Source organism: Vallitalea maricola, from assembly GCF_036985595.1.
Classification (GTDB): domain Bacteria; phylum Bacillota; class Clostridia; order Lachnospirales; family Vallitaleaceae; genus Vallitalea; species Vallitalea maricola.
Map to the genome: position 1 here is coordinate 1 of NZ_BTPU01000007.1, position 16,287 is coordinate 16,287.

Consider the following 16,287-nt stretch of genomic DNA (forward strand, 5'->3'; position numbering starts at 1 on the left):
ATAGTAACTTTTTTATTTATCTATTTTACCTATTGTTCTTTCTTTTAAAACTCCTTGAAAATTGATATATTTAGTAAATTCTGCAAAAACTGTATCAAATAATAAATCATATCCAGTTTCATTTAAATGTACTCCATCATCTGAAATTAATCTCTCATAATTATCTTGACTAAGTACTTTATTGTAAAAATCAATTAGTGGACAATTATAATCTTTGGATAAAGTTTTAATTATATGTACGTATTGATTCAAACGTGAATTATTACGTAATGGTTTTGCAATTTCTTCATTAACTGGAGGTGGAGTAATCATAATAGGAATGGGCATACAATTATTTAAACCTGTCCTATTGTTATGTTCAATGATTCTATTAATTATATTAGTTAAATTATTTTCAAATTCTTCTAGTGGTCTATATTTATTGTTATTAGCACAATCATTAGTGCCGAATTGTACGAAAACCATATTTGGTTGATGAACCAATACAGAAGTTTCGATAGATTGTAATGCTTCTCTAGTGGTAACACCATTCTTACTAGAATTAACAATATTCCAATATATTGAAGGATAATAGCTGGGTATATACTTTTCAAGCCTATTAATAAAACTATGGGCTTTATTGACACCATAACCATTTGAAATACTATCACCAAATCCAACAATTGTTGTCTTAATCATAAGATTACCTCCAGTTTAAATTAACATATTAGCTTTACATTATATAATAATACAAATTAAGAGTAATTCCAATAGTTTTTTTAAAAAAACTTATAAAACACTTGTATTGTGTAATGAATTGTAAAATCCAGGAAAAGATATATCAATACATTCACTTTGGGGTATGTTTGTTTTTCCTTCTGCAACAAGACCAGCTATAGCTAAAGACATAGCTATACGGTGGTCATTGTAGCTTTTAAGTGTTGCACCTCTAAGATTAGGAGAATAAGATATTATCATACCATCATTAGTCCCTCTGATATCAGCACCCATTTTACTTAATTCACTTACCATGGTCTCTATACGATTAGATTCTTTTACTTTTAATTCTTCAGCATCTTTTATGATTGTTTTACCCTCAGCAAAACAAGCAGCTACAGCAATTATTGGAATTTCATCAATTAGGGTAGGGATGATATCTTTATCAATTATTGTTCCTGTCAGTTTACTAGATTTTACCATGATATCAGCAACTAACTCACCGTTAATTTCTCTTTTATTAAGTAAAGAGATATCACCATTCATTGCTTTCAGTACTTTGATAATCCCATCTCTTGTAGGATTAATCCCAACATTTTTAATCACTAGCCTAGAATTTTTAGTAATCAAACAAGCTACTATGAAAAATGCAGCTGAAGAAATATCTCCAGGTATATTTATATCTTTTGCATATAGTTCATTTACAGGTGTACTTATTATTGTAGAACCCTCAGTTGTTATATTGCCTCCAAAATAATTAAGCATTATTTCAGTATGATTTCTAGAAAGAACAGGTTCTATTATTTTAGTATCATTTTCTGTATATAAACTTGCTAGAATTATACATGATTTTACTTGTGCACTAGCAACCAAGGAATTGTGGGTTATATTATGCAGTTTACTACCAATGATTTTTAATGGCGCTTTATTATTACTTTCAATAGATACAATGTTAGCTCCCATCTTGGTTAATGGATCTATGATCCTTTTCATAGGTCTACTTTTGATAGAATCATCTCCAGTTATGATACAATCAAAATCTTGTGGAGCAAGGATTCCAGACATTAACCTAAGTGTAGTACCACTGTTACCTACATATAATTCGTTTTTAGGCTTTTTAAGACCATGTAATCCTTGACCATTAACAGTGACTAGGGAATCATTAACTTCAATATCAATCCCCATATCCCTAAAGCAACGAATAGTACTTAAGCAATCTTCACCCATTAAAAATCCTTTTATATTTGTAATACCTTTTGATAGAGCACCTAGCATTATTGCTCTATGGGAAATGGATTTATCCCCAGGTACATTAATTTCACCTTGTATACTTTTCACAGGATGTATTATCATATTTGCCTCCAGTAGTTATTGTATTTTAGACATAAACTCTATAATTCATGCCAACCAGTATTTCTATACTTTTGTTTTGACTGTCCAAGTCATAAAAAACTATTTCCAATACACCTTCTTGGTGTTCTCTATTATTATTAATTCCTATATTCTTTATATTTATTTCGTTATTACTTAATAAAGTTGCTATTTCTGCTATAATACCAGGTTTGTCTATTACATCCACTGTAATTTTATATGATTTCATGATAAAACCCGTATTCTTATCTGAAAATGTATTTCTATAATCTCTGGATGAAGAGAAAAACGAGTATATATTTTCGTTGTTGCACTTAGCTATACTTTCTTTTATTAGTGAAAGTTCTTGCTGAAATCTATCTATAACTTTGGTTATTTGCTTATTATTAGTTGAACATATTTGCTGCCACATATCTGGAGAGGAAGATGCTATTCTAGTTATATCTTTGAATCCTCCTGCAGCAAGTGTATGCATATGTTTATCAGGTGTATCTAGTTCAGATACCAGATTAACAAGTGTAGAAGCAATAACATGGGGTACATGGCTGATTGTAGCTGTAATAAAATCATGTTTTGAAGGTTCTATTACGATAGGTAATGCACCAATTTCCGTAATAATTGTCTGTAACATGGCTATTTTGTCCTCTGATGTAACAGGTAGAGGAGTCAATATATAATAGGCATTTTCAAAAAGATGGCTATCAGCAGCGGTTATCCCGCTTTTTTCAGATCCAGCCATTGGATGACCACCAATAAAATTATTATCACAGTTCATGCCTATTGCAGCATCAATTATTATCTCTTTTGTACTTCCAACATCTGTTATAATACAATCTTTATTTATTATTGGTAGTAATTGGTTTAAAGCTTCTATATTATTTTCTACAGGTGCACATAAAAAAATAATTTGGCAATCCTCAAAATTATTATCAATAACAGTAGTATAATCGTCAATAATTTTTTCATTCAAAGCTGTTTCAAGTGAAGTAGTATCAATGTCATAAGCAATTATTTTACATGTTTTATATTGAACTTTGATAGCTTTAGCTAAGGAACCGCCTATTAATCCAAGTCCGATAAAGCCAATCTTATCTAGATTCATTACAAAGTCTTCCCAACAAGATTAGAGAAAGGTCTTAACTCATTGCATAATAATTCAAATTCATCAGGTGGCAATGATTGAGGACCGTCCGATAAAGCCACAGCAGGGTTAGGGTGCACTTCAACCATAATACCATCTGCACCTACAGCAACTGAGGCTTTGGATAGAGGATTAACATAGGCTCTTTTACCAGTAGCATGACAAGGGTCTACTATTATTGGTAAGTGGCTTTTATGTTTTATAATAGGTATAGCGCTAATGTCTAGTGTATTTCTTGTAGCTGTTTCAAATGTTCTAATACCTCTTTCACATAAAACGACATTTTTATTTCCTTCACTCATTATATATTCAGCAGCATTTAACCATTCATCTATAGTTGCAGATAAACCTCTTTTCAAAAGAACAGGGGTATTGGTTTTTCCGATTTCTTTTAGTAAGTAGAAATTCTGCATATTCCTTGCACCGATTTGGAACATATCAACATATTTATAAGCAGTTTCAACAGATTTTAGACTGGTGACCTCACATACAATTGGCAGCCCTGTTTCTTCACGAGCTTTTGCCATATATTTTAGTCCTTCTTCTTCTAATCCTTGGAATGAGTAAGGGGATGTACGAGGTTTGTAAGCACCTCCTCTAAGAATTGATGCACCAGATTTTTTAATCGCATGAGCAGTTTCGATGATTTGCTTTTCATTTTCTATAGCACAAGGTCCAGCCATAATTACAAATTTGTTACCGCCTATTTCAACATCTCTTACCTTAATAATAGAGGAGTTCATGTTGAATTTTTTATTTGCCAGTTTATATGATTCAGTAACAGGGACAATCTTTTCAACGCCGCCCATTAATTCAATATTACATTTGGATAATTTGGATTTATCACCAACAACACCTATTATGGTTATTTGATCTCCTGTTGATAGATGTGTTTTAAGTCCATGGTCTTCAACTAAGTTTATGACGTTTTTTATATCTTGTTCGTTAACATTTGGTTTCATTACAATAATCATTGTTATACCTCCTTTAATATGTATATGATATAGTATTAAATAAAACAGACTCTGTTTAGCAGTAAGCCAAGAAGGCATAGTATAGACCCTTTTACAATATTTAAGGGTCTGCATAGCTAAACAGAGTCTATAATGATAGTTGAAAGCTAATCAATAATATACTATAAGTCAGCCCTTTAATATTTATAGTATACCATAATCAGCTATAAACTAAAATAAATATTAGGGTTAAATCAATTGTTCTACTGCTTCAAAGAATGTATCCATTTCTTCTTTTGTACCTAGTGTTACACGTTGATATGTATCCATTCCAAAGTAGAAACCAGGTCTTACAATAACGCCTTTTTTCTGTAGCTCTACAAATAAATCCATACTTGGTTTTTTGAAATCAATCATTAGGAAGTTACCATGACCTTCAATATAATCCATTCCTAATTCATCAAGTCTTCTATAAGTATATTCTTTAACAGCCTTATTAGCTTCAAAAGTATTCTTGACAAATTCTTCATCAGAAAGAGCAGCTAAAGCACCTTCTTGAGCACCAGTAGTTACATTGAATGGTCCACGTACTCTATTAATATAATCTATAATTTCTGGATGAGCTATTCCATAACCAACACGTAAAGATGCTAAACCATACATTTTAGAGAATGTTCTTAGTATGATTAAGTTATCGTATTCTTTTAATAGTGGTACTGACTCTGGGTAATTATCATCGTAGACATATTCATAATATGCTTCATCAAGTACTATTAGAATATTACTTGGTATTTTTTTAATGAATTCTAATTGTTCTTTTTCAGTGATAATTGTACCTGTAGGGTTATTAGGGTTAGCTATGAAAATAACCTTAGTACGATCTGTCACTTTATCAACGATTCCATTTAAATCATAAGTATGATTGATTAAAGGTACTTGTATTATTTTACCTCCCATAGTTTTAACTGATGCACTATATTGAGCAAAACTAGGTGTACATGTTATAGCTTCATCTGATGGACCAATAAAAGTACGACCTATTATAGATAAAAGTTCATCTGATCCAGCACCAAAAACAAGTTGATTAGTTTCTACATTCATTTTTTCTGCTATAGCATTTCTTAATTTTGTGCAGTTGCCATCAGGATAGAGTGATGGTGTTTTTAAAGTCTCAATGATTGCTTCTTTCGCTTTTTCAGAACAACCATATGGATTTTCATTAGAAGCAAGTTTAGTAACTTTGTCAAGATTAAATTCTTTTTTCACATCGTCTATTGGCTTGCCTGGTACGTAAGCTCTTAGAGATTCAACTTCTTTTCTACAACTAACCATTTTAATATTCTCCTTCACAATTATATTTTCAATTAATATATGTAGCCTATAATACTACGTTACTAATTAGATACATACATTCTATCATATATATTATATTTTTGTTGATAAACTATATATTTTTTTGATTATACCATTAAATAAACTTAATTATTAAAGTTAATTCCTTAACATATTAATAAGATTAACCTGCGAGAAAGGGAAATCATTTATAAATATAGAAAATAGTAAATGTATTTTATTAACATATTTACATATAATATACAGGACAGGTTTTAGTAATAATATAGTTTTATATATTTTACGCTTAATAGCTTTTTATGTCAACACTTTAAAGCCGCAAAGTGAAATGAATTTATTTTAAAAATTCGGGATTTAGATAAGTTTTTAAAGATATTATATATAGTTCTTGATGCAATTAATTAAAAATTATTTTATTATAAAACTATATTTATATATTAAGCTTAATATACTTAATAGTTAATTTAATTAAGTTGGGGATTGATGAAATATGCACATAAGCATTTATGAGGTGAACTGTCAAAAATGTTGTGCAAAATTAATAAAATAAATAAATGTTTTTTGAAATTATTGAAGGAATTCAATGATTATAGTAGAATATTAAATATATCACATATTTAGTGTTGTAAGTTCAATAATTTAATAACAACTTTATTTTTTTGATAAAAGATTGAAAAAATATTACGTTGTATTTACTAATTTTGTAAAAAATATTCCAATGATTGGGGGAAAATCCATGAAAATCTACTCATCTGAACAAATTCGTAACGTTGCACTCTTAGGTCATGGTGGAAGTGGTAAGACAACTTTATCAGAAGCTATGGCAAACGTTGCAGGAATAACTAAGAGACAAGGAAAAATTGAAGAAGGGAATACAATAAGTGATTTCGACAAAGAAGAAATTAAAAGAGGTTTTTCAATTAACACGTCCTGTATTCCTATTGAATGGCAAGATTGCAAGATTAACTTACTAGATACACCAGGATATTTTGATTTTATGGGAGAAGCAAAAGAAGCGACAAGAGTTGCTGATAGTGCAATTATTATTGTATCTGGAAAATCTGGTGTTGAAGTAGGAACTGAAAAAGCTTGGGAATATGCAGAAGAGATGGAAATACCTAAAATGGTATTTGTTACTGATATGGATGACGATCAAGCAAGTCTTAAAAATGTTCTAGACCAATTAAGAGATATTTTTGGAAAGAGTATTGCTCCTTTCCAAGTTCCTATCAAAGAAGGAGAACACTTTGTTGGTTTTGTCAATGTAGTTAAGATGCAAGGAAGAAAATTTATTAAAGACCATGTAGAACAATGTGATATACCAGAAGGAATGGCTAGCGAATTAGAACCAGTAAGAGAAATGATTCTAGAAGCAGTTGCAGAGAGTGATGAAGAGTTGATGGAGAAATACTTTGAGGGTGAGCAATTTACACTTGAAGAGATTCAAACAGCACTTCATAACGGAGTTATTGAAGGAACTATTGTTCCTGTACTATGTGGTTCAGGTATTTTAAATACAGGCGTACAAGTATTGCTTAATTCCATAGTTAAATATATGCCAGCTCCAAAAGAAGAGAATACAGTAGTTAAGGGACTAGATCCTAATACAGGAGAAGAAATTGAAGTTACATGTGACAAAGATGAATCAATGAGTGCCTTGATATTTAAGACAATTGTAGACCCATATATTGGAAGATTATCATTATTTAGAGTATACTCTGGAATTTTAAAAGCTGATTCCAGTTATTTGAATGTTAACAAAGAGGATAGCGAAAGAATTTCACATATTTATGTTTTAAGAGGTAAAGAGCAGATTGAAGTTAAAGAGATTAGAGCAGGTGATATCGGGGCTGTTGCCAAGTTATCAAATACTAGTACAGGGGATACATTATGTGATAAGAAAAGACCTGTTAAATTAAACGGTATAGATTTCCCTGAATCTCTTGCATGTAGAGCTGTATTTCCAAAAACAAAAGGTGATGAAGAAAAAATCTCATCAGGTCTTCATAAGTTAATGGAAGAAGACCCAACAATTAAAGTTGTTTTGGATTCTGAAAACCATCAAGAATTATTATATGGTATTGGTGGTCAACATTTGGATGTTATAACTAGCAAATTAGAGGCTAAGTTTAAAGTAGGTGTGGATCTAAAAAAACCTAAAGTACCTTATAGAGAAACAATTAAGAAAAAGGTTAAAGTTCAAGGTAAACATAAGAAACAATCTGGTGGTCATGGACAATATGGTGATGTTCATATTGAATTTGAACCTTCAGGTGATAGGGAAACACCTTATATATTTGAAGAAAAAATATTTGGAGGCTCAGTTCCAAAAAATTATTTCCCAGCAGTTGAAAAAGGATTACAAGAATCAGTCCATCATGGTGTGATTGCTGGCTATCCAGTTGTAGGAGTAAAAGCTACATTGGTAGATGGTTCTTATCATCCAGTAGATTCATCAGAAATGGCATTCAAAATTGCTACAACACAGGCATTCAAAAAAGGAATGGTAGAAGCTACACCAGTTTTATTAGAGCCAATTGTAAGTGTTAAAGTAATAGTGCCAGATGCTTATATGGGAGATATTATTGGAGACCTTAATAAAAGAAGAGGTCGTGTGTTAGGTATGAACCCTGCAAAAGGTAAGCAAGAAATTATTGCAGAGGTTCCACAATCAGAGATGTATGGATATTCAACAGACCTTCGTTCTATGACACAGAGTAGAGGATTATTTACTCAGAAATTCGAGCGTTATGATGAAGCTCCTATGGATGTTCAAGAGAAAGTAATTGAAGCTAAGAAAAACGAGGAATAAAAGGAAAAATGGCTGTCCATTATATGGATGGCCTTTTTTAAGTTGGTATGTTAATATAAAAATAGAATTGTATGTTGAGGTGGAGAATTATGTTATTTGTTTTTATGGGAGAAAGTTGTACAGGTAAGTCTACTATTGCTGATATAATTAGTCATAAAATTAATGCAGAAGTATATAGTGGAAAAGAGTATATGAAATTAGCTAAAAATGAATATGATGCTTGGAAGATTTTTTATAATAAATTGGTTGATGCAAGTGTTGATGTATATAATTGTGATAACAACATCATATATGTTATAACTGAAAAGGATATGATAGCAAAACTTGATAATCTTAATTGTGTTAAAGTCAAATTTATAGCAGACATTGATATAATTAAGACTAGATTTTCAAAGAGGATGAAAGGTAATTTGCCAAAACCTATCATAAGTATGATAGAGAGGAAGTCACTAGAATGGAAAGAGGTAGAAGGGGATATAGTACTTGATACTTTTAAAAATAATATTGAAGAAAATATCAATAAAATATTAGAAGTAACTTATAAAAAGAACGCTTGAGGGGAGATTAACTTATGAAGAAGTATTTAATAGGAGGAACTATAATTTTATTTGTAGTAATAGTATTTTTAATAGTTTCATTAATTAAGATTAGTAAAAATGAACAGAGTGCTAAAGTTGAAGTTATACATAAAACTAAAGTTATTACTAAAAAAGATGAAAAATTGGAACAGCTGCAATTAGAATACAATAAACTTAATGATGAATATCTAAAGATTAAAAATAAGTATAATAAACTTATGGAAGAGAATATATCTAGTCAATTCGTTGAAAGGTATATGGGTAAAAAATATCCTGTAGCAAGTGGAATAAAAAAATATATTGGTGAAGAACCATTAAGAACATACCCTAGTTCACTTGCATCCTATGTTTTTAATAGTTATAAACCTGATATTGTAGAAGTAATCAATGAAGTTAGCTGTGAAGATGAAAATTGGTGTCTTGTAATTGATAATAATGGAATAAGTGGATATGCAAATGGTGATGATCTTGTAGCTATAGAGAAAGATGATGATTCTACTAATACTGATATTTCAGAAACTGAAACTCTAGGTGGATTCAAGATTGGTCAACGAATAGAAACTTTAATCGGTTTGTTAGACAGGGATTATTATCTTATTTATGAAAATGGGAGAATATATCAGTTCCCCGATAGTAAAGAAGTATCAGGAGTTGAACCTATGGACAGACCTTTTGAAGAATCTTTGGATGCTTTTGTTGGAAACACGAATCATATATGGCGATTAAGAACAGATTCACCTAAGTTTACATTAAAAGATGGATATAAGGTTGGAGATAATGCCATGAAAGTAATAAAATTTTATGAATCGGAGTATAAGTATTCAAAAGATGCAGATGGTTATTGGTATTCAAAATATACTTTTGATACAGGAGATGTACACTTGGAATTTTTAATAGATACAGAAGAGCTAAATGAAAATAGCATTATTAAATATATAATAATAGGTTAATTGTCAAATGCAATATGTCGATAATTAGTAATATAAAACATACATAAACTATGTAATGAGAAGAACACATAATAATAGAGGGGGATTTATATGATAGATGCACATGTACATATAGAACGTGGACCTTATACAAAAGAATGGATTATGAAATTTGTATCATATGCTTTAAAGCGAAATATTGATAGATTATATCTGCTAGAACACTCGCATCGTTTTAGTGATTTTGTAAAAATTTACGATTCTATATTAAACAATAAAGATTGTGGTGAATATCAACGAGAATGGTTGTCTAGAAAGTCAGAATTAAGATTATCTGATTATAAAGATTTTATTAATGAAATGAGAAGATATAAATTTCCAATAGAAATTAATTTTGGACTAGAAATATGCTATTTTCCTAATAAAGAAGACGAAATAAAAAGATGTGTTTCTAATTTTGATTGGGATTTTTTAACAGGTTCAATTCATTGGATAGATGGCTGGGGGTTTGACCACCGTAAAACAAAAGATAGTTGGAATGAACGTGATATAGATAAGGTCTATAAGAGATATTATGAGTTAATAATACAATTAGTACAATCTAATATATTTGATATTCTAGCACATCCTGATTCCATCAAATGTTTTGGACATTATCCATCTTCAGATTTCACTAATATCTATGAATCATTAGCAACAGCACTAAAAGAGAGTGAAATGAAAGCAGAGTTTAGTAATGGACTATATATTAATTATGGACATAAAGAGTTAGGGCTGAATACTGATTTGTTGCAAATTTTACTTGATAATAATGTGAAGATAGTTACTGCTTCAGATGCTCATAGACCAGAAGATGTAGGAAAGTACATTATGGAAGCTAAGGAGTTAATATATATAGCAACTAATTTTAAATAGAAGTACAAACTAATTAAGATAGTGTATTGAAAGTAAAATTATATAATCGGAAATGGTAAGGTGAATTATGAAAAAGATAGTTAAAATTATAATATTTCTTAGTATGATTTTTATTATATTAGTTATAATTGGAAATAAAATAATAGATAATAAAAATGTTAAAAAGATTGGAATTATATCTGTTTGGTCAGATTTTGAGAATAAACAATATACTAAAAAAGAAGAAATAATAGTGGATGATAAAAAAACTATTAGAAAAATACTTGATTTGATAAGGGCGGGAAGTATTAATAAAAATATTTGCCAAGATAGGTTACCTGCTGAATACGAGTTGAAAATATATTATAATAATCATGTTATTGATGGTTATTATTGGTATAATGAACCGAATTATAATTTGCATTTAGATAATACTGATGGAGAAATATTAATTAATGGGGAAGAGATGGATAAACTCATACTTAGTATTACAGGAGAAAGAAACAAAGAAAAGCTAGTAAGTCCCTATGGAAATCAATAATCAATATTAATATGGAGTGAGAATAATGAATAAAAACGTTATACTAAGAAGAATAATTAAAGGGTTATTAATAGCTGTATTAATCATTATAGCAAGTATTTCTGTGTATTCAATGCATAGGAATAAATGCATGCAGAAAAATGATCTATTAGTTTCTTTTGAATCTTTAACACCAATTGATGAAGAAAACTATACTTTAGGAGATATAGATTATAAAGATTGCGTATATAGTGAAAAAATAGGTAGAATAATATTTAGTTTTCATAAAGATGGTAGTAAAAGAATGACATTGATGGATAGCAAGAATGGATATATAAGAGAATACATAGGTAATGTACTGTTAAACGAATTTGATTATAGAAAAGAAGATTTATTGGCTGAAATAAAATCCTATTTAAATCCTAGAGTATGGTTTGGGGGCTGTAGAAATATTGTCAAAGAATTCAATCAAAAACGAGTACGTAGTGAGCAAGAATGCATAAGCATTAATGAATTGTTAGATAAAGGAGAAATAGATGTTATTAAACAAAATAAAAAGAATAAAATAGTGATTAGTAAAAGTGGTAAATACTACGTTAATTGATATTTTGAATAATCAAAAAGCTTAAAATAGATATAATTGAACAGGTTTAATAATAAAATAGAAGCAAATATTATGGTTTTATATTAATTATGATATTTGATATTGATGATTTATTAGATATAATAGTTATAAGAAACCAGAATGTTATTTTATAGTAATATTAATAAGTGAAGGGAGTATCAACAAATGAGGAAATTAGGTAAATTATTAATTAGGGTTCTATCATTATATTATTTTATTAAGGCTATTATTTTATTTAAGGAAATTATTATCTTATGTGTACCTGGGATAAAAGGAACTAATAGTGCTTTGCAGACTTTAGGAGTAAACAGTTCATTATATTTTATAATTAATTTCATTGTAATTTTAGGGATAGCTGTTTTGTTATGGATTTATACAGACAAGATTGTTTCAGCTATTATAGGAAACGATAGTAATGACAGTTTAAATATCAATGTAGAGTATAGGGAGTTATTGAGTATTGTATTATTAGTTTTAGGAATTATAATTGTAATAAAAACATTACCATCTTTCTTGACTCAAATACCATATTATTTTTCTGGTAATTTTCAAGGATACACTTTTAATATTAGATTGATAAGGTTCTTTCAAATATTTGGACCAGTGTTTAAATTAGCAATCGGTATTTATTTGATTGTGAAAAATAGAAGGTATAAAAGTGAGCAAAACAATAATAAGTTGATGGATTAGTATAATTAACACTTTTAGTAAGGAGAAATAAAACATGAAATTATTAATCAATAAGGGAAAAACATACAAATACAATTGCTTTGAATATGTTGATGAAGAAGATTTGGAGAATTCATTAATATATAAAGAAAATAATGAATGTTTAATAGCATATAAAGTTTTAATAGATAAAATACAATTGTACTGGGCATGTAATTCTAAGGAGAATTTTATTGAGGAACTTAACAATCTCATAACTGAAATGAAAGAAAATAAAATATATGTGGAGTTTATACCAGAAGATTTTGTAGATGAGATGAATACAATAGGATTTAATATAGAAAGTGAATTTATTGATCTTTGGTATAAGGATTTAACTAAGTACATATGTAATAGTAGCAATAGTGTAAAGATAAGAGAATTAGAAGAATCTGAAACACAAAAAGCTAGTTTGCTCACTAAATCATGCAAAGGATTATCTAGAGGTTTTTATGGAGAAGATGAAGAAATAATAAAAGAGTGGTACCAATCAGAAAACTCCAAAATATTTGTTGCAGAAAAAGATAATGAAATCATTGGGGTTGCATTAGTGAATCTGTATGGATTTGATAGTGAAAAAGGAACTGTAATATGGATTAGATTATTGGCGGTAGAACCTAAGTATCAACATCAAGGTGTAGGTAAATCACTGTTGAATTATTGTATTAAATGGGGTATAGAGAATGGTGCTGTAAGGAGTTTTATAGCAACTGATGTGGAAAATTATAATGCTCTAAAATTATATGAAGGTCTAGGATACGAAAGAAACGAGGGCAGAGGACAAATAAATATTGAAAAATGATATTTGCCCAGTTTGGAAGGGAATATTCAATATAGATAATTAAGAATGATATTGTAATAAATGACTTATGGTAAAATTGATTTTCTTTATATATTATGTCTTGATTTTCACCATTCAATATGTTATGATACGATTAATTATATAATTATAATATACAATGAAGAGGATTAGTAGATATTTTATTGATTGTAGAGAGCTGTTGGATGGTGTAAAACAGTATCGATATATATTGAACTCGCCTTGGAGTATCCTATCTGAAAATAAGTAAGGTAGGACGGTTACTTATCGTTACAAAGAAAAGGGTATCTCATAAGAATGTTAATACTTATGAGATAAAGTAGAGTGGTACCGCGAGAATATATCGTCTCTATGCATAAATTGCATAGAGATTTTTTAATCTAAAAATGAGGTATTCTTGTTATGAGAGGTAATAAAGGAGGAAAAAGAAATGAGCGCTGTTTATAATCATAAACAAATAGAAACAAAATGGCGTAATATCTGGAAAGATAATCCAATTAATAAAGATGAAGAAGGCAAAGAAAAATATTATTGTCTAGACATGTTCCCATATCCATCAGGTAGTGGATTACATGTAGGACACTGGAGAGGTTATGTGCTTAGTGATGTTTGGAGTAGATACAAAGTACTTCAAAATTATTATGTGCTTCATCCAATGGGTTGGGATGCATTCGGACTTCCAGCTGAAAACTATGCTATAAAGATGGGAATCCATCCATCAAAGGCTACAGCTACTAATGTAGAGAATTTCAAGAGACAATTAAAAGAAATCAGTGCAATCTATGATTGGACAAAAGAAGTTAATACAACAGATCCAAAATATTATAAATGGACTCAATGGATATTTGTAAAAATGTTCAAAGAAGGTTTAGCTTATGAAAAGCAAATGCCAATAAACTGGTGCCCAGACTGTAAAACAGGACTTGCCAATGAAGAAGTAGTAAACGGTACTTGTGAAAGATGTGGCGCTGAAGTTACTAAGAAAAATCTACGTCAATGGATGCTTAAGATCACTGCATACGCTGAAAGATTACTTGATGACTTGCAAAAACTTGACTGGCCTGCTAAAGTTATCAAAATGCAAAGTGATTGGATTGGTAAATCCTATGGAGCAGAAATTGATTTTAAAGTTAATGGTATAGATGAAAGAATCAAAGTATTTACTACTAGACCTGATACATTATATGGTTCTACATTTATGGTTCTTGCTCCTGAACATGAAATGGTTAGTAAATTAGCTACTGAGGAACAAAAAGAAGAAGTAGAAAAATATGTATTCAATACTTCTATGAAATCATCAGTAGATAGACTGCAGGATAAAGAAAAAACTGGTGTGTTCACTGGAAGTTATGCAGTAAATCCATTAAATGGTGCCAAGACTCCTATTTGGATTTCAGATTATGTATTAGCTGATTATGGTACAGGAGCTATAATGTGTGTTCCTGCACATGATGATAGAGACTTTGCTTTTGCTAAGAAATTTGATTTACCTATTATTCAAGTTATTGCAGAAGATGGAAAAGAAATAGAAGATTTACAAGAAGCTTATACTGGCGAAGGTGAAATGATTAATTCTGATGTGTTCAACGGAATGAAATCATCCCAGTCAAAAGAAGCTATCGCTAATTATCTAGAAGAACATGAAATAGGTAAGAAAACAGTTAATTATAAATTAAGAGACTGGGTATTCTCAAGACAAAGATATTGGGGAGAACCAATTCCGATTGTACATTGTGAAAAATGTGGAGCTGTTCCAGTTCCAGAGGATCAATTACCAGTTACACTTCCTAATGTTGAATCATATGAACCAACAGGAACCGGAGAATCACCACTTGCTGCCATAGATGAATGGGTTAATACTACTTGTCCAGTATGTGGCAAAAAAGCTAAGAGAGAAACTAATACAATGCCACAATGGGCAGGTTCATCATGGTATTTCTTAAGATACATTGATGTTAATAACGATAATGAATTAGTTTCTAAAGAAAAAGCAAAAGAGTGGTTACCAGTGGATATGTATGTTGGTGGAATAGAGCATGCGGTACTTCACTTGTTATATGCAAGATTCTATACTAAATTCTTATATGATATAGGTGTAGTTGATTTTGAAGAACCATTCAAGCGTCTTTTCAATCAAGGTATGATATGTAAAAATGGTGCCAAGATGAGTAAATCTAAAGGTAATGTAGTTTCACCTGATGATCTAGTAGAGAAATATGGTTGTGACTCATTAAGATTATATGAATTATTTGTTGGACCACCAGAACTTGATTCAGAGTGGGATGATAGAGGAATTGATGGAGTTTATCGTTATATTAACAAAGTATGGAACTTGGTTAATGAAAACAAGTATAGGGATGTAAAAGTTACTAGTGAGTTAGAAAAAGTTAGAAATCAATTAATTTATGAAGTAACTAATCGTCTTGATAGTTTCCACCTTAATACTGTAGTTAGTGCTTTTATGGAATATACTAATAAATTAGTTAGTATATCTAAAAAAGATGGTGGAGTAGATAAAGAAACATTAGAAAATCTAATAATCTTACTTGCTCCTTTTGTACCTCATATATCAGAAGAATTGTGGCAAATGCTTGGACATGAGGAAAGTGTATTCACTAAAGGTTGGCCAGCATACGATGAAGACAAAATGAAAGACGATCAAGTTGAAATGCCAGTCCAAGTTAATGGAAAGGTAAGAGCTACAATTACTATTAATGTTGATGAAGCAAAAGACAGTGTACTTGAAAAAGCTAGAAATGCTATAGAAAGCAAGCTTGATGGTAAAAATATCATTAAAGAAATCTATGTACCTAAAAAGATTATTAATATAGTAGTGAAATAATATAAAATCCATATATCCTATTTAACCATTAATTATGGAAGGATA

Annotated in this window: 14 protein-coding genes and 1 other annotated feature; of the genes, 9 read left to right on the forward strand and 5 right to left on the reverse strand. The window is 29.8% G+C overall.

Going from position 1 to position 16,287, the window contains the following annotated elements; all coding sequences use genetic code 11:
• Positions 1–12 precede the first annotated feature (12 nt).
• The 5 genes from AACQ14_RS02515 to hisC all read right to left on the reverse strand — a co-directional run bounded on the left by AACQ14_RS02515 (position 13) and on the right by hisC (position 5,493).
• Positions 13–678, reverse strand: a complete 666-nt coding sequence (locus AACQ14_RS02515; RefSeq protein WP_339361986.1) for an SGNH/GDSL hydrolase family protein — start codon at positions 676–678, stop codon at positions 13–15.
• Positions 679–768: 90 nt separating this feature from the next.
• The gene (gene aroA, locus AACQ14_RS02520; protein ID WP_339361987.1) at positions 769–2,049 is read right to left on the reverse strand and encodes a 3-phosphoshikimate 1-carboxyvinyltransferase; all 1,281 of its coding nucleotides are present in this window, start codon (positions 2,047–2,049) and stop codon (positions 769–771) included.
• Between the two features lie 25 nt (positions 2,050–2,074).
• Positions 2,075–3,169, reverse strand: a complete 1,095-nt coding sequence (locus tag AACQ14_RS02525; RefSeq protein WP_339361988.1) for a prephenate dehydrogenase — start codon at positions 3,167–3,169, stop codon at positions 2,075–2,077.
• Complete coding sequence (gene aroF / locus AACQ14_RS02530) at positions 3,169–4,182, reverse strand: 3-deoxy-7-phosphoheptulonate synthase (protein WP_339361989.1); 1,014 nt, start codon at positions 4,180–4,182, stop codon at positions 3,169–3,171. The genes AACQ14_RS02525 and aroF overlap by 1 nt, the downstream gene beginning before the upstream one ends.
• A gap of 228 nt (positions 4,183–4,410) precedes the next feature.
• On the reverse strand, positions 4,411–5,493 hold the full coding sequence (gene hisC / locus AACQ14_RS02535; RefSeq protein ID WP_339361990.1) for a histidinol-phosphate transaminase: 1,083 nt from the start codon (positions 5,491–5,493) through the stop codon (positions 4,411–4,413).
• A 757-nt stretch (positions 5,494–6,250) separates the two neighbouring features.
• Here hisC and fusA point away from each other — a divergent pair.
• The 9 genes from fusA (at position 6,251) to leuS (ending at position 16,242) form a co-directional block, all read left to right on the forward strand.
• On the forward strand, positions 6,251–8,326 hold the full coding sequence (gene fusA / locus AACQ14_RS02540) for an elongation factor G (RefSeq protein ID WP_339361991.1): 2,076 nt from the start codon (positions 6,251–6,253) through the stop codon (positions 8,324–8,326).
• A gap of 89 nt (positions 8,327–8,415) precedes the next feature.
• On the forward strand, positions 8,416–8,883 hold the full coding sequence (locus AACQ14_RS02545) for a hypothetical protein (protein ID WP_339361992.1): 468 nt from the start codon (positions 8,416–8,418) through the stop codon (positions 8,881–8,883).
• A 14-nt stretch (positions 8,884–8,897) separates the two neighbouring features.
• Positions 8,898–9,854 carry a hypothetical protein gene (locus AACQ14_RS02550; protein WP_339361993.1) on the forward strand — a complete coding sequence of 319 codons (957 nt, stop codon included), beginning with the start codon at positions 8,898–8,900 and terminating at the stop codon, positions 9,852–9,854.
• A gap of 90 nt (positions 9,855–9,944) precedes the next feature.
• Positions 9,945–10,748: a histidinol-phosphatase gene (locus AACQ14_RS02555; RefSeq protein ID WP_339361994.1), complete on the forward strand. Its 804-nt coding sequence runs from the start codon at positions 9,945–9,947 to the stop codon at positions 10,746–10,748.
• Positions 10,749–10,815: 67 nt separating this feature from the next.
• Positions 10,816–11,268, forward strand: coding sequence for a hypothetical protein (locus AACQ14_RS02560; RefSeq protein WP_339361995.1), 453 nt, complete (start codon positions 10,816–10,818; stop codon positions 11,266–11,268).
• 25 nt (positions 11,269–11,293) lie between these two features.
• Positions 11,294–11,851 carry a hypothetical protein gene (locus AACQ14_RS02565; protein WP_339361996.1) on the forward strand — a complete coding sequence of 186 codons (558 nt, stop codon included), beginning with the start codon at positions 11,294–11,296 and terminating at the stop codon, positions 11,849–11,851.
• 186 nt (positions 11,852–12,037) lie between these two features.
• On the forward strand, positions 12,038–12,562 hold the full coding sequence (locus AACQ14_RS02570; RefSeq protein WP_339361997.1) for a hypothetical protein: 525 nt from the start codon (positions 12,038–12,040) through the stop codon (positions 12,560–12,562).
• Positions 12,563–12,596: 34 nt separating this feature from the next.
• Complete coding sequence (locus tag AACQ14_RS02575; RefSeq protein WP_339361998.1) at positions 12,597–13,382, forward strand: GNAT family N-acetyltransferase; 786 nt, start codon at positions 12,597–12,599, stop codon at positions 13,380–13,382.
• A 148-nt stretch (positions 13,383–13,530) separates the two neighbouring features.
• Positions 13,531–13,754, forward strand: a binding site (T-box leader).
• 76 nt (positions 13,755–13,830) lie between these two features.
• Positions 13,831–16,242 (forward strand): leucine--tRNA ligase, encoded by a 2,412-nt coding sequence (gene leuS / locus AACQ14_RS02580; RefSeq protein WP_339361999.1) that lies wholly within the window; start codon positions 13,831–13,833, stop codon positions 16,240–16,242.
• Positions 16,243–16,287 lie beyond the last annotated feature (45 nt).

Coding starts and splice junctions, on each gene's coding strand:
- AACQ14_RS02515 (WP_339361986.1), bottom strand. CDS start 678: ATGATTAAGACAACAATTGTTGGATTTGGTGATAGTATTTCAAATGGT.
- aroA (WP_339361987.1), bottom strand. CDS start 2,049: ATGATAATACATCCTGTGAAAAGTATACAAGGTGAAATTAATGTACCT.
- AACQ14_RS02525 (WP_339361988.1), bottom strand. CDS start 3,169: ATGAATCTAGATAAGATTGGCTTTATCGGACTTGGATTAATAGGCGGT.
- aroF (WP_339361989.1), bottom strand. CDS start 4,182: ATGATTATTGTAATGAAACCAAATGTTAACGAACAAGATATAAAAAAC.
- hisC (WP_339361990.1), bottom strand. CDS start 5,493: ATGGTTAGTTGTAGAAAAGAAGTTGAATCTCTAAGAGCTTACGTACCA.
- fusA (WP_339361991.1), top strand. CDS start 6,251: ATGAAAATCTACTCATCTGAACAAATTCGTAACGTTGCACTCTTAGGT.
- AACQ14_RS02545 (WP_339361992.1), top strand. CDS start 8,416: ATGTTATTTGTTTTTATGGGAGAAAGTTGTACAGGTAAGTCTACTATT.
- AACQ14_RS02550 (WP_339361993.1), top strand. CDS start 8,898: ATGAAGAAGTATTTAATAGGAGGAACTATAATTTTATTTGTAGTAATA.
- AACQ14_RS02555 (WP_339361994.1), top strand. CDS start 9,945: ATGATAGATGCACATGTACATATAGAACGTGGACCTTATACAAAAGAA.
- AACQ14_RS02560 (WP_339361995.1), top strand. CDS start 10,816: ATGAAAAAGATAGTTAAAATTATAATATTTCTTAGTATGATTTTTATT.
- AACQ14_RS02565 (WP_339361996.1), top strand. CDS start 11,294: ATGAATAAAAACGTTATACTAAGAAGAATAATTAAAGGGTTATTAATA.
- AACQ14_RS02570 (WP_339361997.1), top strand. CDS start 12,038: ATGAGGAAATTAGGTAAATTATTAATTAGGGTTCTATCATTATATTAT.
- AACQ14_RS02575 (WP_339361998.1), top strand. CDS start 12,597: ATGAAATTATTAATCAATAAGGGAAAAACATACAAATACAATTGCTTT.
- leuS (WP_339361999.1), top strand. CDS start 13,831: ATGAGCGCTGTTTATAATCATAAACAAATAGAAACAAAATGGCGTAAT.